Origin of the sequence: Pseudomonas sp. ChxA (genome assembly GCF_030263855.1) — a bacterium.
In the GTDB taxonomy this organism is placed as follows: Bacteria; Pseudomonadota; Gammaproteobacteria; order Pseudomonadales; family Pseudomonadaceae; genus Aquipseudomonas; species Aquipseudomonas fluorescens_CB.
Genome location: NZ_JARPMK010000001.1, coordinates 5,557,770 through 5,576,923, shown reverse-complemented (window position 1 = coordinate 5,576,923; position 19,154 = coordinate 5,557,770). Strand labels below are relative to the sequence as shown.

General features: G+C 59.0%; 18 protein-coding genes and 1 pseudogene. 11 read left to right on the top strand and 8 right to left on the bottom strand.

The window, feature by feature from the left end:
• Window position 1 precedes the first annotated feature (1 nt).
• From P5706_RS25135 to P5706_RS25125, 3 genes are read right to left on the bottom strand one after another with little or no spacing between them, the layout of a single operon-like run.
• The gene (locus P5706_RS25135; protein ID WP_200430700.1) at window positions 2-460 is read right to left on the bottom strand and encodes a tripartite tricarboxylate transporter TctB family protein; all 459 of its coding nucleotides are present in this window, start codon (window positions 458-460) and stop codon (window positions 2-4) included.
• Window positions 461-520: 60 nt separating this feature from the next.
• Complete coding sequence (locus P5706_RS25130) at window positions 521-1,504, bottom strand: Bug family tripartite tricarboxylate transporter substrate binding protein (RefSeq protein WP_200430699.1); 984 nt, start codon at window positions 1,502-1,504, stop codon at window positions 521-523.
• 33 nt (window positions 1,505-1,537) lie between these two features.
• On the bottom strand, window positions 1,538-2,827 hold the full coding sequence (locus P5706_RS25125; RefSeq protein WP_200430698.1) for an OprD family porin: 1,290 nt from the start codon (window positions 2,825-2,827) through the stop codon (window positions 1,538-1,540).
• 235 nt (window positions 2,828-3,062) lie between these two features.
• Between P5706_RS25125 and tctD the strand changes: the two genes are divergently transcribed.
• Window positions 3,063-3,734 (top strand): two-component system response regulator TctD, encoded by a 672-nt coding sequence (gene tctD, locus P5706_RS25120; RefSeq protein WP_200430697.1) that lies wholly within the window; start codon window positions 3,063-3,065, stop codon window positions 3,732-3,734.
• Complete coding sequence (tctE, locus tag P5706_RS25115; protein ID WP_285682495.1) at window positions 3,727-5,112, top strand: two-component system sensor histidine kinase TctE; 1,386 nt, start codon at window positions 3,727-3,729, stop codon at window positions 5,110-5,112. Before tctD ends, tctE begins: the two co-directional genes overlap by 8 nt.
• On the opposite strand, the gene P5706_RS25110 is transcribed toward tctE, so the two are convergent.
• Window positions 5,113-5,934: an HDOD domain-containing protein gene (locus tag P5706_RS25110; RefSeq protein ID WP_200430696.1), complete on the bottom strand. Its 822-nt coding sequence runs from the start codon at window positions 5,932-5,934 to the stop codon at window positions 5,113-5,115.
• 36 nt (window positions 5,935-5,970) lie between these two features.
• Complete coding sequence (gene ygfZ / locus P5706_RS25105; RefSeq protein ID WP_285682493.1) at window positions 5,971-6,912, bottom strand: CAF17-like 4Fe-4S cluster assembly/insertion protein YgfZ; 942 nt, start codon at window positions 6,910-6,912, stop codon at window positions 5,971-5,973.
• Between the two features lie 140 nt (window positions 6,913-7,052).
• Here ygfZ and P5706_RS25100 point away from each other — a divergent pair, with 140 nt between their 5' ends.
• Both P5706_RS25100 and P5706_RS25095 read left to right on the top strand, forming a co-directional pair.
• On the top strand, window positions 7,053-7,307 hold the full coding sequence (locus P5706_RS25100; RefSeq protein ID WP_056857379.1) for an FAD assembly factor SdhE: 255 nt from the start codon (window positions 7,053-7,055) through the stop codon (window positions 7,305-7,307).
• Window positions 7,291-7,737, top strand: a complete 447-nt coding sequence (locus tag P5706_RS25095; protein ID WP_200430694.1) for a protein YgfX — start codon at window positions 7,291-7,293, stop codon at window positions 7,735-7,737. Before P5706_RS25100 ends, P5706_RS25095 begins: the two co-directional genes overlap by 17 nt.
• Here P5706_RS25095 and P5706_RS25090 read toward each other — a convergent pair.
• Window positions 7,706-7,897: pseudogene (locus tag P5706_RS25090) on the bottom strand (L-aspartate oxidase); the annotation flags it as partial. The gene P5706_RS25095 and the pseudogene P5706_RS25090 overlap by 32 nt on opposite strands.
• Window positions 7,898-7,940: 43 nt before the next feature.
• Here P5706_RS25090 and P5706_RS25085 point away from each other — a divergent pair.
• From P5706_RS25085 to P5706_RS25075, 3 genes are all read left to right on the top strand, one after another.
• Window positions 7,941-9,380: a tyrosine-type recombinase/integrase gene (locus tag P5706_RS25085; protein WP_285682490.1), complete on the top strand. Its 1,440-nt coding sequence runs from the start codon at window positions 7,941-7,943 to the stop codon at window positions 9,378-9,380.
• A gap of 194 nt (window positions 9,381-9,574) precedes the next feature.
• Window positions 9,575-10,024, top strand: a complete 450-nt coding sequence (locus P5706_RS25080) for a hypothetical protein (protein WP_285682488.1) — start codon at window positions 9,575-9,577, stop codon at window positions 10,022-10,024.
• A gap of 769 nt (window positions 10,025-10,793) precedes the next feature.
• Complete coding sequence (locus P5706_RS25075; protein WP_232859186.1) at window positions 10,794-11,033, top strand: hypothetical protein; 240 nt, start codon at window positions 10,794-10,796, stop codon at window positions 11,031-11,033.
• A 614-nt stretch (window positions 11,034-11,647) separates the two neighbouring features.
• Here the strand turns inward: P5706_RS25075 and nadB are convergent.
• On the bottom strand, window positions 11,648-13,255 hold the full coding sequence (gene nadB, locus P5706_RS25070) for an L-aspartate oxidase (protein ID WP_285682483.1): 1,608 nt from the start codon (window positions 13,253-13,255) through the stop codon (window positions 11,648-11,650).
• 463 nt (window positions 13,256-13,718) lie between these two features.
• On the opposite strand from nadB, the gene rpoE reads away from it, so the two are divergent.
• The 4 genes from rpoE to P5706_RS25050 all read left to right on the top strand — a co-directional run bounded on the left by rpoE (window position 13,719) and on the right by P5706_RS25050 (window position 17,570).
• Entirely contained in the window at window positions 13,719-14,300 is a 582-nt protein-coding gene (gene rpoE / locus P5706_RS25065; RefSeq protein WP_003172477.1) for an RNA polymerase sigma factor RpoE/AlgU, read from the top strand.
• A gap of 32 nt (window positions 14,301-14,332) precedes the next feature.
• A complete protein-coding gene (locus P5706_RS25060) occupies window positions 14,333-14,920 on the top strand; it encodes a sigma-E factor negative regulatory protein (RefSeq protein ID WP_034096393.1) in 588 nt (195 codons plus the stop codon).
• Window positions 14,921-14,936: 16 nt separating this feature from the next.
• Window positions 14,937-15,896 (top strand): MucB/RseB C-terminal domain-containing protein, encoded by a 960-nt coding sequence (locus tag P5706_RS25055; RefSeq protein ID WP_285682480.1) that lies wholly within the window; start codon window positions 14,937-14,939, stop codon window positions 15,894-15,896.
• A gap of 234 nt (window positions 15,897-16,130) precedes the next feature.
• Complete coding sequence (locus P5706_RS25050) at window positions 16,131-17,570, top strand: DegQ family serine endoprotease (protein ID WP_200430691.1); 1,440 nt, start codon at window positions 16,131-16,133, stop codon at window positions 17,568-17,570.
• A gap of 67 nt (window positions 17,571-17,637) precedes the next feature.
• Here the strand turns inward: P5706_RS25050 and P5706_RS25045 are convergent, their stop codons facing one another.
• Window positions 17,638-19,071 carry a M48 family metalloprotease gene (locus P5706_RS25045; RefSeq protein WP_200430690.1) on the bottom strand — a complete coding sequence of 478 codons (1,434 nt, stop codon included), beginning with the start codon at window positions 19,069-19,071 and terminating at the stop codon, window positions 17,638-17,640.
• Window positions 19,072-19,154 lie beyond the last annotated feature (83 nt).

Genomic DNA, 19,154 nt, shown 5'->3' with positions numbered 1-19,154 from the left:
ATCAGTTCTCCAGAACTTCAAGCAGGCCGAGGGGCAGCGGTACATCCATGGCCTTGTCGAACAGCAGGTACAGGCCGATAGCCATGAGGGTGACGATCACTACGCTGGGCAACCAGCGCCCGCCGTACAGGCGTGCCATCGGAATGCCGATCAGCATGCTGCTGAGGATGAAACCCAAGGGCTCGAAAGTGCCGGCGAACACGAGCAGCAGCGCGACGCAAATGCTGATCTTGATCAGGGTTTCGCGATCCAGTGCCGGTTCTTCTTCGGTGTGCTTGGTCGGCTGCGGGCGAAAGATCATGTAGATCAGGCCCAGGCTCATCAGGCCGAGCATCAGCAGCGGGTAGGCACGTGGGCCGACCGGCTCGTAGGAAAACGCCGCCTGATACGGCCAGGCCATCAGCGCCAGGCCGGCGCAGACCAGCAGCATCACCGAGGCGAAAATGCGTTGTAAGAGCATGTGGAACTCCTGGGCCGCGCCGCCCGTTGATGAGGGCGCGGCCGAGCAAAAGAGGGGCGATTACTGGATCAGGCCGAACTCTTTGGCCAGCACTTTGTAGTCAGCCACCTGCTTCTTCACGTAGGTGTCCAGCTCCGGGCCGGTCATGGCGAACGGGAACAGCTCGCGCTGGTCACGCAGCTTGGCGAACTCTTCGGAGGCCAGCAGTTTGTCGAACGCGTCTTTCCACCAGGCGTAATCGGCATCGCTGACTTTTGGCCCGAGGTAGAAGCCGCGAACCACTGGCCAGACGATGTCGTAGCCTTGCTCTTTGGCGGTCGGAATATTCTTCATTTCCGGCTCGTCCAGGCGCTCTTCAGCGAACACGGCGAGCAGGCGCATGTCACCGCTGAGGATGTGCGGCATGGAGTCGGAGATGTCGGTACTGCCCACCTGGATGTGGCCACCGAGCAGGGCAGTGGCGATTTCACCGCCGCCTTCGAGGGCGACATAACGCAGCTCGCGCGGGTTGATCCCGGCAGCCTTGGCGATCAGGGCGGTTTGCATCCAGTCCTGGCTGCCAACAGTGCCGCCGGAACCGATTACCACGCTGCCCGGATTTTTCTTCAAGGCTTTAACCAGATCGTCGAGGTTTTTGTAAGGCGAATCGCTTTTCACTGCGATGGCACCGTAGCTGGTGCCGACCGCTGCCAACCAACGCACCGCGCTTTCATCAAAACGGCCGAACTTGCCTTGGGCCAGGTTCAACAACGAACCGCTGGACCAGGCCACCAGCGTGCCGGCGTCGGCCGGGCGCTGGGCGACCACCGCGTTGTAGGCCACCGCGCCCACGCCGCCAGGCATGTAGGTGACGCGCATCGGTTTGCTCAACAGCTTTTCATTGACCAACGCGCTTTGCGCCAGCTTGCAGGTCAGGTCAAAACCACCGCCGGGGGAGGCTGGGGCGATGCATTCCGGGCGCTTGGGTTCGTCGGCGGCCAGCAGTTGGCCGGCGAACAGCATGCAGCCGGCGGCGAGGGCCAATTTACGCAGTGAATAGGTCATTTTTAACTCCGTTTTGTTGTTATTTAGGGGCTACTACCAAAGTGCGACGCTATAGCTGACCAGCACGCGCACTTCATCCGCATCACGGGCCGAGTAGTTGGAGCGATACGTGGCATTACGCAGGCGGAACGCGACATCCTTGAACGTGCCGCTTTGTACGATGTAGCGGATCTCGCTGTTGCGTTCCCACTCCTTGCCGGTCTCGCCGTTCTTGAGCTTGATGTTGTCACCTGACAGGTAACGGCTCATGAAGCTCAAGCCGGGAATGCCCAGCTTGGCGAAGTCGTAGTCGTAGCGCGCTTGCCAGGAGCGTTCTTCGGCGCCGGCAAAGTCGTTGATCTGTACGAAGTTGACCAGGTACGGGTCGGCGCCATCCACATAGGGAAAGGCGCTGTCACCGGACATGTGCTGGTAGCCGGCGCTGAGCTTATGGCCATTGAGGGCATAGCTGAACAGGCCGTTGAGAGATTTGTTGTCGATCTTGCCACCATGGGCCGCGCCCGTGTCATCACTGATGGCCAGGCGCAGGTCGGTGCCGAAAGTGCCAGGGCCCAAGGGGCGCGAGGCGACCAGGCCGAGGAAGTGCTGGCGGTACACGTCATCGAGTTGGGCGAAGTGGTAGCTGCCGGTGATCTTGTCGGCAAACTTGTAGTCCACGCCACCGAAGTTGAAGTGCTTGCCGGTTGCGCCGCTGACGAAACGGCTGTTCTTGTTGTTGAGGGCGATCTCTTCGTAGTCAGTGGAATCGCGGTCTTTGGCTTTATCCAGGCGGCCGCCGGTAAATACCAGGTTCTTGAATTCTTTGGAGGTCAGCAAGCCACCGTTGAAGGTCTGCGGCAGGATGCGGCCGTCGTTGGGCTTGAGGGTCGGCAGTTCGGGGATCAGCGCGCCGATCTTGAGCTCGGTGGCCGAGATTTTCACTTTGCCGGTCAGGCCGAGTTTGGAGTAGTCGTCGACAGCCCGGCCATTATCGGTGGGCAGCAAGCCCGTGCCGGTGCGGTCGGGGCTGGAGTCGAGCTTGACCCCAAGCATGCCCAGCGCGTCCACGCCAAAGCCGACGGTGCCGTCGGTATAGCCCGATTGCAGGTTGAGCATGAAGCCTTGAGCCCATTCGTCGCGTTTGGATTGTTGTGCGCTGGTACCGTCGCGAAAGTCGCGGTTGAAGTACATGTTGCGAGTTTCCAGCGTACCGCTGCTGTCTTCGAAGAAGGCAGCCTGGCTAAGCGGCGAAAAGCCGGCAAGGGCGGTGGCACTGGCAAGGGCGGTCTTGGCAAGACGGGAAAAACGCACAGGCGGGCAAGCCTGGGGCTGTGTCGACAGCATCGTGGTGTACTCCGTTATTGTTCTTATTTTGGCGAAAACGCTTCAAGGCGTTTTTCGAGCGCTACGGATCAGGTAGCTCGGCGGGCATTACCCACCGTTGCTGGATGCTAAAGGGCGAAGCTTTCACTAACCTTTCAGTTGTCTTTCAATGTTTTCGGGCTTCACAGGGCAGTCGGCGCCTGTAAACTGCCCGCCAAAGCGTGGCGTCGACCATGCCCGAACGAGGTAAAAATCCATGCGCGTCCTCTTGGTTGAAGACCATCTGCAACTCGCCGAAAGTGTTGCCCAAGCGCTCAAGAGCACGGGTTTGACCGTCGACGTGTTGCACGACGGCGTGGCCGCGGACCTGGCCTTGAGCAGCGAGGAATATGCGGTGGTGATCCTCGATGTGGGGCTGCCGCGCATGGACGGTTTTGAGGTGTTGGCGCGTCTGCGGGCGCGTGGGAAAAATCTGCCTGTGTTGATGTTGACGGCGCGCAGTGATGTAAAAGACCGTGTGCATGGCCTGAACCTGGGCGCTGATGACTACCTGGCCAAGCCCTTCGAATTGACAGAGTTGGAAGCGCGGGTCAAGGCGCTGCTGCGCCGCAGTGTGCTGGGCGGGGAGCGTCAGCAGGCGTGCGGCGTGCTGGTCTACGACCTGGATACCCGGCGTTTCAGCGTGGGCGGCGAGCTGATGACGCTGACCTCCCGCGAGCAGGCGGTGCTTGAGGCGCTGATCGCGCGGCCGGGCCGCGTGATGAGCAAGGAGCAACTGGCCTCGCAAGTGTTCGGCCTGGACGAGGAAGCCAGCCCGGACGCCATCGAAATCTATGTGCACCGCCTGCGCAAGAAACTCGACGGCCAACCCATCGCCATCGTGACGTTCCGTGGCCTTGGCTACCTGCTGGAAGCCCGCGATGCATAAGCCCAGCAGCCTGCGCTGGCGGCTGCTGTGGAACCTGGCGCTGCTGCTGGTGGTGTTGATGCTCGCCAGCGGCATGAGTGCTTATTGGAATGGTCGCGAAGCCGCCGACACTGCCTATGACCGCACCTTGCTGGCCTCGGCGCGTACCATCGCCGCCGGGTTGACCCAGGTGGACGGCACCCTGAGCGCCAATGTGCCGTATGTGGCGCTGGACACGTTCGCCTACGACAGTGCCGGGCGGATTTACTATCAGGTCAATGACATTGATCGCAAGCTGATCTCCGGCTACGAAAACCTCCCTGGCCCGCCGCCGGGTACGCCGCGCACCGATGATTACCCGGCGCTGGCGCGGTTTTACAACGCCATGTACCAGGGCCAGCATGTGCGGGTGGTGAGCCTGCTCAAGGCGGTGTCGGAGCCGAACATGAACGGCATGGCGGAAATTCGCGTGGCCGAAACCGATGAAGCGCGCGAAAGCATGGCCCGCAGCCTGATGGCCGACACGCTGCTGCGCCTGGGCATGCTGGCGGTCGGTGCGTTGTTGCTGGTGTGGTTTGCCGTGAGTGCGGCGCTGCGCCCGCTGGAGCGTCTGCGCACCGCCGTGGAGGAACGCCAGCCCGACGACTTGCGCCCGCTGCCGCTGGTGGAGGTGCAACATGAGTTCGGCCCGTTAGTGCGCTCGCTCAATCACTTCACCGAGCGCTTGCGCGGCCAGTTCGAGCGCCAGGCGCAGTTTATTGCCGACGCCGCCCACGAACTGCGCACCCCGCTGGCGGCGCTCAAGGCCCGGCTTGAGCTGGGCCTGCGCAGCAGCGACCCGACGACGTGGCGCAGCACCTTGGAAACTGCGGCCCAAGGCACCGACCGTCTGACCCACTTGGCCAACCAATTGCTGTCGCTGGCGCGCATCGAAAACGGCGCCCGGGCGATTGCCGAGGGCGGTGCGCAATTGCTTGACCTCAGCCAACTGGCGCGGGAACTGGGCATGGCCATGGCGCCGCTGGCCCACGCGCGGGGCGTTGCCCTGGCGTTGGAAGCGGACGAGCCGGTGTGGCTGCGCGGTGAGCCGACCTTGTTGAATGAGTTGCTGAGCAACCTGGTGGATAACGCCCTGGCCCACACGCCACCGGGCGGCAACGTGATTCTGCGGGTGACCGCGCCGGCGATCCTCGAAGTTGAAGATGACGGCCCCGGCATCCCGCTGGATGAGCGGGACCGGGTCTTCGAACGTTTCTACCGCCGCAGCCAGCAGGGCATGGGTTCAGGCTTGGGGCTGGCGATTGTCGGCGAGATCTGCCGCGCGCATTTGGCCCAGATCAGCCTGCATGATGGTGAATTGGCGGGGTTGAAGGTGCGGGTGAGTTTTATCGCGGGGTAGTCAATAGAACATCGAGCGCGCTTCATCCAGCTCGGCACGCAGTGTTTCGCTCTTCGGGTCGATGCGCAGTTTCTTGAGCGCCGGCAGGCTGGTGACGTCTACGTTGGCCAAGGGGTGCGCGGTGCCGCGGTGGCAATACAGTGCCGCGATTTGCACCACGTCGATGTAGTCCAGGCTCGGGGAGTCGCGCTCCAGGTCCAGGTACTGCCCCGGCAGCCTGGCCAGCATTTCCGGGAAGTCCCACACACCCAGCAGTTTGTCGCCCAGCAACGGGTGGATGCTGTCGATCACATGGTTGAGGCTGACCGGGTCGGCCAGCAGCTCGTAATGATCTTCGGCATAGGTGAGGATCGGCAGCACGCCAATCTGATGCACCAGCCCGCCGAGGGCCGCCTGGTCCGGCTTGAGGTGGCTGTGGTTGCGGCACAGGGCATAACTCACGCCCGCTACTTCCAGGCTGCGGCGCCACACTTCGCGCATTTTCAGTTCGACGACTTCGGAGCGGGCGTGAAAGATTTGTTCCATGACCAGGCCGATGGCCAGGTTGCTGCTGTAGTTGGTGCCCAGCCGCGTGATGGCGGTATGCAGGTCGGTGACTTCCTGGGTGGCGCGCAGCAGCGGGCTGTTGACCACTTTAATCAGGCGCGCCGACAGAGCGGTATCGCGACCGATCACTTTGCTCAAGTGGCTGATGCTGATTTCCGGGTCTTCGGCGGCCTGACGAATGTTCAAGGCCACTTCCGGCAATGTCGGCAGAACCAGGTCATCGTTGTCGATGGCCGTCACCAAAGCCTGTTGGACTTTTTCCGCCAGCTTGTTCATTCATGCTCTCTAGGGTGTTGCAAAAAGGTACGGCGATTAACGCTGGATCTCTTTATCGCGATCCAGTAGGTACGGCAGGTCGAGCAGTTGTAAGCCGGGGCCTTCCAGGGTGCCGACGTGCACATCGCCGCTGTCGGCAGCTTCGGCTTGCAGCACGGCCAGAAGTTCAATCGATTGGTCAGCTTTTGCCGCGATGACGACTTCGCCGATCGCACTGTTATGGTTGGGCGAGAACAGCGGTGTGCCTGGCTCGGGCAATTGCGTGGCGCTGAGGCTCAGGCGATACAGGCGGCGCTTGAGTTTGCCCAGGTACTGCATGCGCGCGACGATTTCCTGGCCGGTGTAGCAGCCTTTTTTGAAGCTGACGCCGCCAACGGCCTGCAGGTTGAGCATCTGCGGGATAAACAGTTCGCGGGTCTGCGGCATGACCTGGCCGATGCCGGCGCGGATCTGGCCGAGCAGCCAGTCATTCACCTCAGCTTGTTGCAGTTGGCTGGCCAATTGCTGGCGTACCGCTTCGGCGTGTTCGGCAGGCACCCAGAGTTCGGCGCGGTTTGGGGAGACACGAATGGCAATCAATGTGTCGGTGCGCACCACGCTGTCGGTATCGGCCGGCAGCTCAAGGCCGAGGGCAGCCAGGGTTTGATCCGCGTTCGACAAGCCAAAGCGTGCCCAGCCGGCGCTTTCGTCGGTGAGCTTGGATTTGGAGAACACCGCGTATTTCTTCAGGTCTGCCAGTTGCGGTTCGAGCAACTCGGTGGCCATGGACAGCAACACGCCATCACCTTGCAGCAGGATGCGAAAACTCGACTGCATGCGGCCCTTTTGCGTACAGCGCGCGCCGAGGCTGGCCTGGGTGTCGCTCAGGTAATTGAGGTTGCAGGTCAGTTGCCCTTGCAGGAACTTGGCAGCGTCGGAGCCGCGGACGGCGAGGACGCCTTCGTGTGTCAGGGGGCAGAAAAATGCAGAGTCGGCCATGGGTCTTCGCAGGTCAAAAAGTCATGCGTGCATCATAGAGGGGCGCCCGGCAAATGGATAGTTTCCGTATGGGGCGACCAAAGCCGAGTGTCCCGCTGCCGTCGGGCCTGTATACTTGCGCGCTATTTGAGGAGCAGTCCATGGTAGAAGAAGTAGAAATCAACCGCCTCTACTGGCACAGCCGCCGTGGCATGCTGGAGTTGGATGTGTTGCTGGTGCCGTTCACCAGAGAGGTGTACTCGACACTCGATAAGGTGGACCGCGACCTCTATGAGCGATTGCTGACGTGCGAAGACCAGGACATGTTCGGCTGGTTCATGGAGCGCGCCGAATCTGACGATCCGGAGCTGCAGCGCATGGTTCGCAAGATTTTGGATCGTGTCCAGCCCAAGTAATCGCTTCGAATGCCGCTGGCAGGCCTCTCGGCTGTTGCTGGCGGCGTACCTGCTTGCCCAGTTGTTCGCGCTGGGTGCCTTGTTGTTTATCGATTTGCCCTTCGCAAGCCTCGGCATTCTGCTGTGCCTGGCGCATGCCGCCTGGGTGTTGCCGCGTCATATCCTGCTGACTCACCGTTCGTCGATTCGTGGCCTGCGCCGCGATGAAGACGGCTGGCAGTTGTTCAGTGCCGAGCGCGGCTGGCACAGCGTGCAGTTGCGCCCCGACAGCCTGGCGTTGCCGCTGATCGTGGTGCTGCGCTATCGGGTGCAGGGCGAGTGGTGGGTGCGTTCTGTTTGCGTACCGATGGATTCGCAGGTCGCCGATGTGCATCGGCGCCTGCGGGTACGTCTGAAGTTCAGTCGCCGTAGGTGGCTGGCACCAGAATAGTGTCGCGGGCTTCGGGCAGCATTTGCGGGTAGTCGAGGGTGTAATGCAGGCCGCGGCTTTCCTTGCGCTCCATGGCAGAGCGGATCATCAATTCGGCAACCTGGGCCAGGTTGCGCAACTCGATCAGGTCGCGGCTGACTTTGTAGTTGCTGTAGAACTCGACCCTGTGAGGCTAAACCCAATGGATACAGGGGTTTCAGCCGATGACCGTCAACCACCGCTCCCAAAGTGGGACAAACCTGTTACAAACTGCGCTCGCCAAGCCATACCACTATCGCCGGTCTGGTCGCTATTACCTTCGCCTTCGCCCGCAAGGAACCGTTAAGGGCTTCTTCACGCTGTCACTCAGGACCACCGACAAGGCCACCGCAATGACCATCTCAGACGACATCCTTTCGACCCTCAAGGCCTACCACTTGGACAACCCAGAGGCGTCATGGGATGAACTGCGCGCGCGCCTGACTGACTTCGCTGAGTACAACTTGACGATGGCACACGGTGACAGCTCACTGGTCGCTTACGAGATGATCAACGATGAGCATCACTTGGCGTTGCGTAAGGCGTCCGCAACGTTGCCTCTGAGTGTGAATCAGCAGCGGGCAGTCAGTAAGGCCCTTGAGATCCTTGAGGCCTCTCAGGAGCGTATGCGGGGCCGTTCAGGGAAGCTGGTCGAGATCGTTAAGGACCTCAATGGCGAATCTTGTGGCACGTCTGTGGCCCTCTCCCTGCCCTTATCTGTAAGTGCTCTTTCAGGTCTGACATTCAAGGACCTCTCCGCGCTCTACATGGCGGAACGCAAAGACAGCATTCAGGTCAGCACCATGCGGGACGTGAAGTCATCGTGTGAGGCTATCGGCACGATCCTTGGCGACTTGGACATGAAGACCCACACACGGGAGGACATGAAGAACCTTCGGAACAAGCTCCTTGAGGACCGTAAGCCTTCGACGGTTAAGAAGCTGCTGACCCGGCTATCGACGGTCATGGATTGGGCTGTGAATAACGGCTACCTCGACAAGAGTTTTGATAAGGGTCTGAAGCCAACGAAAGGCGCTGACAGTTCCCGTGAGGCGTTCTCTCAGGATCAGGTAAAGGCCCTAATGGCTCACGCTAAGTCCCTTCCTGTGGACGCATGGCAGCGCTGGGCGTTGTCCCTTGGGGTGATCACTGGGACCCGTATTGAGGAGCTTAGGCAGTTGACCAAGGCTGACGTTAAACAGGTCAGCGGCGTGTGGGTCATCGACATTAATAGGAACGATGGCAAGACGGTCAAGACCAAGAATGCTCTCCGTGTTGTGCCTCTGACTGATGGCGCTTATGGTTTTGATCTTCAGGCGTTCCTTGAGTTTGTCAGGAAGGCCGACTCTCGGCTGTTCACCTTGGGAGCTGGTCAGTTCTCGAACGTGCTTAATGGGGCGCTACGGGATGTCTTGAGCTTGAAAGCTGATCGGACCCAGACCTTCCACTCGTTGCGTCACTCTCTGGCCGGTGCCCTGAAGGCCGCTGAGGTGCCTGTGGGGACCGCTGAGTCCATCTTGGGGCACGCCTCGGGGTCGATCAGTTATGACCTGTACGGGGCTGGGAGTGCGGTTGAGGTAAAACGAATGGCCGAAGCTCTGATTGAGGCATTATCAGAAGGCTGATTCGAGGGTCGCTGGCGTTCGATCTGTACGGAGGCAATGCGAGCGCCTCAATGGTGCTTATGGTGTGCGGGCTTCAGGAGATTCGCTGGGTATGTGGTAGCCTTCAGCCATTACGGGTTGAAAGGAATCCATTGCAAATGGACCTAATGAGTTTTTTTAAGAGGCGGAGCGAGCCAGCGCCGAAGGTTTACCCTGTGAGTAGTCCAGCGGTGACAGACCTTGTAGCTGATGTGTGCTCGGCGCTCAAGGCGCAGTACCAGTTACTCTGCGGTGGTGAAGATAGAGGAAATCCTCCATTAGTTCACTGGACCAACGACGGAAAACCGATTATTGATCTTTGGCTGATGGGCTATATAAGTGGTTTTTATGATGCAGCCAGTCAAAGTCGAGGCTGTCCATTCGAGCTTAATGCGCTGGAGCTTATTTTTTGCGTGTTCTATGGTGAAGAAGATGCAAGCGCGGCGGTGGCGCAATATCACGTAGTGCGCATGGCACTTAAGTCAGATTCGGAAGCGGCGAAGTTTTTCGGCTTTGATGAGTTCGAGGAAGGTATGCTTTCTGGAGGTAATGAGCTATTCGAGTGGCTGAGCAAAAAAATTCAGTGTCCGCTAAAAGTTTACAAACGGTATAGCGGGATGGCTTAGATTTAAAAACCCTCACCTAAAGGGGGAGACCACACTATTGTGGCTTCCCCATCCAAGATGCCGTAAGGTCCCCTCAAAGGCGACCCACTGCGGGCAAGGCGTGAACGTCCAGTGACTGGCGCTACCTCTCATAGGTAGCCCTATATCCAAGACCCCACGACCACCAAGCAGAGCCCTAACGGGACCTCTGGGACCAGCATCAGGTCCACTGTAGCGATTCTGTCTGACCACTCCGTGTGGAATGACCCTTGATAGGTTTGGGCCTCCTATCACTGATCGCACAGTAAAGGGGCCTTTTAACTTAAAGACCTCTATAAGATGACTATAAGTTTAAGTCTTATTAGTTTAATTCTATAAAGAATAAAAACTTAAAGAGAATACTCTTAGAGTTACCTTAAGGTAGCTCATTAAGATCTTGGGTCTACCTTCGGTGTCGTGGTAACCGAACTGTGACCGTAACGGCTCGTTGGGTCTCCAGTATGACCAGATTAAAAATCCTCACAAGAACAGGGCAGACTGCTTAGCTAAGCGGTCGCTCTGAATTCCTCTACGTCCGTCGCTGGGCTTACTTCAACGTCAAGTCTTTCTGAATGCTTCTTGAGCCATGGTCGATGCCCGTAGTGGGGCCTTGACGGTCGGCCTGTGGGAGCGAACTCAGGGAGCATTCAAAAGGAGTCCACTACTATGTTTAACGGTATCAAAGAAATCACCATGACCACCGTCGAGATTGCCGCAATGACTGGCAAGCGTCACGACAACGTACTTCGAGATGCACAAGGGCTTTGCCTCGCTGTCGTTCCGTCATGACCAAGAAGGCGACGTATGGAAGATCCTTGCGAGCCGTAATGCTGGCGTACAGGGCTGGGACTTTGAGGTGAGCGGTGTGGCTGACGTAATGGCTCAGGCCAAGGTCAAGATCAAGCTGGCAAACCCAGCGGACCCTACTGAGAAACTTCAGGTCGAGACCGTAGACTTTCCGCTGATCACCCGTGTGGTCGTCAAGCCGTAACACCCGCTGTATCCATGAGGTCCGTAATGGGCCTCATGGGCGAGCTGTTTAGTTGCTATGCTTGGGCATCGACCATGTTACGGCAAGGCCAGCCATGAGTTTTACTCTCTGTTATACCTACAAGGACAAACGGGTGGTTACGAAGATACAAGTCGATCACCTGACCCCATATGCAGCCGTTTGCTTTGCCCTGCTCCAGTCAGGGGCCACCAACGACTCAAGTGGTGGAGGCTGGCCTAAATCCTATGAGGGCATCCTTGAGATTGCCACTCAATACGGTCTCACAAACCTGACGGTTCACCGATCCCTTAACTCTTAGGACAACTTCATGGACACGTTTAGCGCGGCCTACGGGCCTGCGTTGGTGTTCATGTGGCCTTCTGGCTGTATGGGTGCCTCAAGGGCACCTCATGAGGATCTGGCACAAAAATCTGAGTGACCACCTGTAACTACTAACCTGCGCGCTTACCCCCATAGGCCCTCGCATGCTCGCTCAGGCGCACGATAAGGACCCTTGCGGGCAGGTGATAAGGACCTCAGCGTTGGGACAAATGTGCGCCAAAGCTGTTACAAACTGGGGCCCCATGGTGCTACGCTATGGCTCCTAACGTGCCTCATTTGTCGGGTGTAAGGATCGTATCCTTCGCCTCTGGCAGCAGCTCTGGATAGTCCAACGTGTAGTGCAGACCCCGAGATTCCTTACGTTTCATGGCAGACCTGATCATCAGTTCCGCTACTTGAGCAAGGTTCCTCAATTCAATCAGGTCTCTGCTTACGCGATAGTTGCTGTAGAACTCGTCGATCTCGTCCAGCAGCAAACGTACGCGATGTTGAGCCCGTGCCAGGCGTTTGTTGGTGCGCACAATGCCCACGTAGTCCCACATGAAGCGGCGCAGTTCGTCCCAGTTGTGGGCGATGATCACATCCTCATCCGAATCGGTCACTTGGCTGGCGTCCCAGCGCGGCAGGGCGGCGGGCACTGGAATACGCGGCAATTGCTCAAGGATGTCAGCGGCCGCCGAGCGCGCATAGACGAAACATTCGAGCAACGAGTTGCTGGCCATGCGGTTGGCGCCATGCAGGCCGGTGAAGCTGGTTTCGCCGATCGCATACAGCCCCGGCACGTCGGTGCGGCCGTGCTGGTCGACCATCACGCCGCCGCAGGTGTAGTGCGCAGCCGGCACCACCGGGATCGGGCCTTTGGTGATGTCGATGTTGAACGCCAGGCAGCGTTCGTAGACGGTGGGGAAGTGGGTCTTGATGAAGGCTTCGGGTTTGTGGCTGATGTCCAGGTACACGCAGTCGATGCCCAGGCGCTTCATTTCGTGGTCGATGGCGCGAGCCACGATATCTCGTGGCGCCAGCTCGGCACGCGGGTCGAAGCGCTGCATGAAACGCTCGCCGTTCGGCAGTTTCAGGTGCGCACCTTCACCGCGCAGGGCTTCGGTGATCAGAAAGCTCTTGGCTTGCGGGTGATACAGGCAGGTGGGGTGGAACTGGTTGAATTCCAGATTGGCCACCCGACAGCCTGAACGCCAGGCCATGGCGATGCCGTCGCCGCAGGCGCCATCGGGGTTGCTGGTATAGAGATAGACCTTGGCGGCACCGCCTGAGGCCAGGATGGTGAAGCGTGCGCCGTAGGTATCCACTTCGCCACTGGCGCGGTTTAGCACGTAGGCGCCGAGGCAGCGTTCGCCGTCCAGGCCCAGGCGCTTTTCGGTGATCAGGTCGACGGCGACGCGTTGCTCCAGAAGTTCGATGTTGGGGCGTTGGCGGGCTTGATCGAGCAACGTCTTGAAGATGGCGGCGCCGGTAGCGTCGGCGGCGTGGATGATGCGGCGATGGCTGTGGCCGCCTTCGCGTGTCAGGTGGAACTCGAATCCGCCGTCATCGCTGCCTGCATGTTCATCGCGGGTAAACGGCACGCCCTGGTCGATCAGCCATTGGATGGCTTCGCGGCTATGCTCGACGGTGAAGCGCACCGCCTCTTCGTTGCACAGGCCGCCGCCGGCGTTAAGGGTGTCTTCGACGTGGGATTGCACGGTGTCGGTGTCGTCCAGTACCGCCGCGACACCGCCCTGGGCCCAAAATGTCGAGCCATTGGCCAGGTCGCCCTTGCTCAGGACCGCAATGCGCAGGTGGCTGGGGAGGGTGAGTGCCAGGCTCAAGCCGGCCGCACCGCTACCGATCACCAGGACATCGTGTTGAAACTGTTGGCTCATTTGAAGGATTCCGCAAAAAGCGATCCAAAGGGCTGGCGCAAACAGGACGCCTGGATCGGCGAATCAAAGGGTCACACGGGCCACTAGTATATAGAGGGGGGGAGCGGCACAATAGCCGGGCATTCGTGGCAATGTGAAATTACGGTGCACAGCTGGGGTCCTATGGGCCGGCTATTGAGATGGGAACTTTTTGCATGAGCCCCGACTCAATAGCAGGTTGCCCGAAAGCTGGGAAAACGTTGAGTTTATTGGCCCGTCGGGAGCATTGGACGCGTCAGAAAACCGGCGACAAGATTATTCGCGCAGCCGGCCTAGCCCGCGCTGCGTTTTTCGTGTGTGCCAAATCAGTGCATGCCGGAAACTTGCTTGGAGGGGGAGAACTTTTGCGAGAAGTCCTAGTCTATGTTTGCAAGCCTGATCGTTTAGTTATGCAAGCCTCCTGTGAGTACAACGAGGAGTGTTCATGCTAACCCAGGAAGAGGATCAGCAGCTGGTCGAACGCGTTCAACGTGGCGACAAGCGAGCATTTGATCTGCTAGTGCTGAAATACCAGCACAAAATTCTCGGGTTGATCGTGCGGTTTGTGCACGACACCCATGAAGCGCAGGACGTTGCACAGGAAGCCTTTATCAAGGCGTACCGTGCACTTGGCAATTTTCGCGGTGATAGTGCGTTTTACACGTGGCTGTACCGCATCGCCATTAACACGGCGAAGAACTATCTGGTGTCTCGCGGCCGCCGCCCACCGGACAGTGATGTAAGTTCAGAAGATGCAGAATTTTACGATGGTGATCACGGCCTCAAAGATCTCGAGTCGCCGGAACGTGCTTTGCTGCGCGACGAGATCGAAGGGACCGTTCATCGCACTATTCAGCAACTGCCAGAAGATTTGCGTACGGCGTTAACTTTACGTGAATTCGATGGTCTCAGTTACGAAGACATTGCGAGCGTCATGCAATGTCCGGTGGGGACTGTAAGGTCACGGATTTTCCGGGCCCGGGAAGCCATCGACAAAGCCTTGCAACCGTTGTTGCAGGAAAACTAAAGACAGCGGCGACAGCCAAGAGAGGAACCGCCATGAGTCGTGATGCCCTGCAGGAATCGCTGTCCGCAGTGATGGATAACGAAGCGGATGAACTGGAACTTCGTCGAGTGCTCAATGCATTTGATGATGCCGAAACCCGTGATACCTGGTCTCGTTACCAAGTCGCTCGGGCGGTGATGCACAAGGATCTTTTAATCCCTCGTCTGGATATTGCTGCGGCCGTTTCTGCCGCGTTGGCCGATGAAGCCGTTCCGGCAAAAGCTGCTCGTGGTCCATGGCGTAGCCTGGGTCGCCTGGCAGTAGCTGCCTCGGTGACTGTTGCCGTGTTGGCCGGTGTTCGCCTGTACAACCAGGACGAAATTGCCGGTGCCGAACTGGCCCAGCAGACTCAGCAGCCGGTCATGGCCGGTCCGCAAGTCAAAGGCCCAGCGGTACTGGCCGGCTACAAGGAAAGCTCTGATGCCACCGGCCCTATGGCCAATGGCGTACTTCAAGGGCAATCCGGCTGGCAGGACCAGCGTCTTCCAGGCTACCTGCGCCAACACGCACAGGAATCGGCCTTGAAAGGCACTGAAAGCGCTCTGCCATACGCTCGTGCAGCCAGCCTGGAAAACCGCTAAACCGCTAAGGGGCCCTATGCGCGCCATACCGCTCCTTACGCTTTTGCTCAGTGGTTGTTTTGCACTATCCGCCCATGCCGACGAAGCCCAAGACTGGCTGACTCGACTTGGGCGTGCAGAACAGCAGCAAAGCTTTGCAGGTACGTTCGTCTACGAGCGTAACGGCAGTTTCTCTACCCATGACATCTGGCATCGAGTCCAGGACGGTCACGTCCGCGAGCGGCTGTTGCAACTCGACGGCTCTGCACAGGAACTGGTGCGGGTAGATGGACGCACGCAGTGTGTCAGTGGCACCTTGGTTGCAGGCCTTGGCAACTCGCCTGATGCGCCTTCGCGCGCTCTGGATCCGCAAAAACTAACTCAATTCTACGAACTGGCCGTCATTGGCAAATCTCGCGTGGCCGGTCGGAATGCGGTGATTGTGTCGATTACTCCCCGTGATCAATACCGATATGGCTTTGAGTTACACCTGGATCGTGAAACCGCGCTGCCGCTCAAATCCCTGTTACTCAATGAGCAGGGTCAGTTGTTGGAGCGCTTTCAGTTCACTCGACTGAACACGTCGGCTGCGCTGTCGGATCGTGACTTACAGCCCAGCAGCGAATGCTCGCCTGTTGCTGTTTCCAGCACCAAAGCACCCGAGGTAGCTGCTACGCACGCTTGGCATCTGGACTGGCTGCCGCCTGGCTTCCAGCTTACCAACAGCGTCGCGCGAAAAGACTCGCGGACCCAAGCCACCGTCGACAGCCTGATGTACGACGACGGCCTTGCACGTTTCTCAGTGTTTCTTGAGTCCACCGACGGTGCGAGTGTGAGCGAAACACGCACGCAACTTGGCCCAACGGTCGCGGTGTCGCGCCGTCTGAACACAGTTGATGGTGAAGTGATGGTGACGGTTGTCGGCGAAATCCCTATCGGCACCGCCGAACGCATCGCGTTGTCGGTGCGCGGCGAAAAGACCGCCGCCAAGCCATGAGTCGTTAATCCTATGTTCATCCTGACCTTTCAATGTGAGCCTTTGCGCGGTTGGGGGCTGAGAGCATGAAATTTCTGGATCAGTATTTTCACTTGCAAAAAATCCCCATGTTTTTTATAGGTCAGAGCTTGTCGGCTCTGACCTTATTTTGTTCGCGGAACAAAAATGCCGGTCGAAGTTTTCGGCGTTTCTTGAACCCTGTCGCTCAACCCTGCTCGTCGTAACGGGAGCTGTATGTCGATACCACGTTTGAAGTCTTACCTAACCATAGTCGCCACGGTATTGGTGCTGGGTCAGGCAGTGTCCGCGCAAGCGGCCGAGCTGCCTGACTTCACCCAATTGGTGGAGCAGGCTTCGCCTGCCGTGGTGAACATCAGTACCACGCAGAAACTGCCGGATCGCAAAGTATCGAACCAGCAGATGCCAGACCTGGAAGGCTTGCCGCCGATGCTGCGCGAGTTCTTTGAGCGTGGTATGCCGCAACAACGTTCCCCGCGTGGCGGCGGTGGCGGCCAGCGTGAGGCGCAGTCCCTGGGCTCGGGCTTCATCATCTCGCCGGATGGCTACATCCTCACCAACAACCATGTAATTGCCGACGCTGACGAAATTCTCGTGCGCCTGGCCGACCGCAGTGAGTTGAAAGCCAAGCTGGTGGGCACCGATCCGCGTTCCGACGTGGCCCTGCTGAAAATCGAAGGTAAAGACCTGCCTGTGCTGAAGCTGGGTAAATCCCAAGACCTTAAAGCCGGGCAGTGGGTGGTTGCGATCGGTTCGCCGTTCGGCTTCGACCATACCGTGACCCAGGGTATCGTCAGCGCCATCGGTCGCAGCCTGCCCAATGAAAACTACGTGCCGTTCATCCAGACCGACGTGCCGATCAATCCGGGTAACTCCGGTGGTCCGCTGTTCAACCTGGCGGGCGAAGTGGTGGGGATCAACTCGCAGATCTACACCCGTTCCGGTGGTTTCATGGGCGTCTCCTTCGCCATTCCAATCGACGTGGCCATGGACGTTTCCAACCAGCTCAAAAGCGGCGGCAAAGTCAGCCGTGGCTGGTTGGGTGTGGTGATCCAGGAAGTGAACAAAGACCTGGCTGAATCGTTCGGCCTCGACAAGCCGGCTGGCGCCCTGGTCGCGCAAATCCAGGACGACGGCCCGGCTGCCAAAGGCGGCCTGCAAGTGGGCGACGTGATCCTGAGCATGAATGGCCAGCCGATCGTCATGTCCGCCGACCTGCCGCATCTGGTAGGCGCTCTGAAAGCCGGCAGCAAAGCCAAGCTGGAAGTGATTCGTGACGGCAAGCGCCAGACCGTTGAGCTGACCGTTGGCGCGATCCCGGAAGAGGGCGCAACCCTGGATGCACTGGGCAACACCAAGCCAGGCGCTGAGCGCAGCAGCAATCGCTTGGGCATTGCCGTGGTTGAGCTGACCGACGAGCAGAAGAAGAGCTTCGACCTCAAGAGCGGTGTTGTGATCAAAGAAGTCCAAGACGGCCCAGCCGCCTTGATCGGCCTGCAGCCGGGCGACGTGATCACCCACCTGAACAACCAGGCGATCAACTCCACCAAGGAGTTCACCGACATCGCCAAAGCGTTGCCGAAGAATCGCTCGGTGTCGATGCGCGTGCTGCGTCAGGGCCGTGCAAGTTTCATCACCTTCAAACTGGCCGAGTAATCCGCTAGCTCAATAAAAAGCCCCGCTTTCGGTTAACGAAAGCGGGGCTTTTTTGTGGGCGATGGTTTTAGCTCATCATTCCTTTGACCAGCCGTTCCTGCTCGATCAGCTCACGCTGGCGCGCGTCGATACGCGAGGACAGTGGGAAGTTGTTTCCGGCCCGGCGCTTGGCAAAGTCCAGCTGCTGAATGGCCTGCTTGAAGTCACCCACCAGTGCAAAGTACTCGGCACGCGCCTGATGCAGACCAATGATATTGCCGGACAGGCCGCGAGTCTCTGCCACCTGATACCACACATCCGGATCGTCGGGACGCGACTTGAGCAACCCGTCCAGTGCCTTTTCAGCATCGGCCGTACGGTTCTGCTTGAGCAGCACATCGATGCGTATCTGATTCAGCGGATAGCTGCCGGGGTACTGGGCCAGCATCCGATCAGTACGTTGCTGGGCATCCGGCAGGCGGTTGCTGTCGATATCCAACTCGATCTGCGCCAGGTTGTAAGTAATGTCGTTGGGCGCCTTGGCCAGCAGCGGCTGCAAGCTTTCCCGTGCCTCTTTGTACTGGGTACCCTTGATCTGCGCGATGGCCAGGCCATAACGGGCTATGTCGTTTTTCGGGTTCTCGTCCAATTGCGCCTGGAAGCGCTTGGCGGCCAGCCCCGGTGTGTCTTCGTATTGCAACTGCACCCGTGCGCGAATCAGCTGATAGCGCAAGCTGTCTTCCTTGCCGCCGGGTTTGGCTTGTTCGGCGCGGTTACGGGTGTCGGCAATGCGTGATTCGGTCACCGGGTGAGTCAGCAAAAACTCAGGCGGCTTGGCGTCGAAACGGTATTGGCGCATCAGGCGTTCGAACATGGTCGGCATGGAGCGAGGGTCGTAACCGGCTTTTTCCAGGTTGAGGATGCCGATACGGTCAGCCTCTTGTTCGTTCTGGCGCGAGAACCTGCGCTGCTCCTGGATAGCTGCCGCCTGGCTGCCCGCAATCGCGGCAATACCGGCATCGCCCGCACCCGCTGCCGCCGCGATAATGCCGCCGAGCAGAGCGGCCATCATCGGGATCTGCATGCGTGATTGCGCTTCCACGCCTCGCGCAAAGTGGCGTTGGGACAAGTGAGCCAATTCGTGAGCGAGTACCGAGGCATATTCGCCTTCGGTCTGGGCATTCAGGAACAGGCCACCGTTAACCCCGACGATCCCGCCGGGTGCGGCAAAGGCGTTGAGCTGCGGGCTGTCGATGAGGATAAATTCCAGGCGCCGGTCATTCACCTGGCTGGTCTCCACCAGCTTGTACACGCTGGTTTCGACATAATCCTTGAGCTGCGGGTCATTGAGCTGCGAGACCTGGCCCCGCAGGTAGGCCAGCCATGCGCGGCCCAATTGGAACTCTTGTTGCGGTGAGACAATGGCAGAACTGGCGTCGCCGAGTGACGGCAGGTCGTCAGCGAAGGCCGGGGAGGCCAGCAGGCAAGCCAGCGTCAGCAGGGTAGGGCGCAAAAAAGTCATGCACAAAGCCTTTCGACAAAGAGCTTACTGTAGCCGGACACTGAGCTTCGGACCAGATATTCTAAGCACCCCAAACGCATGCC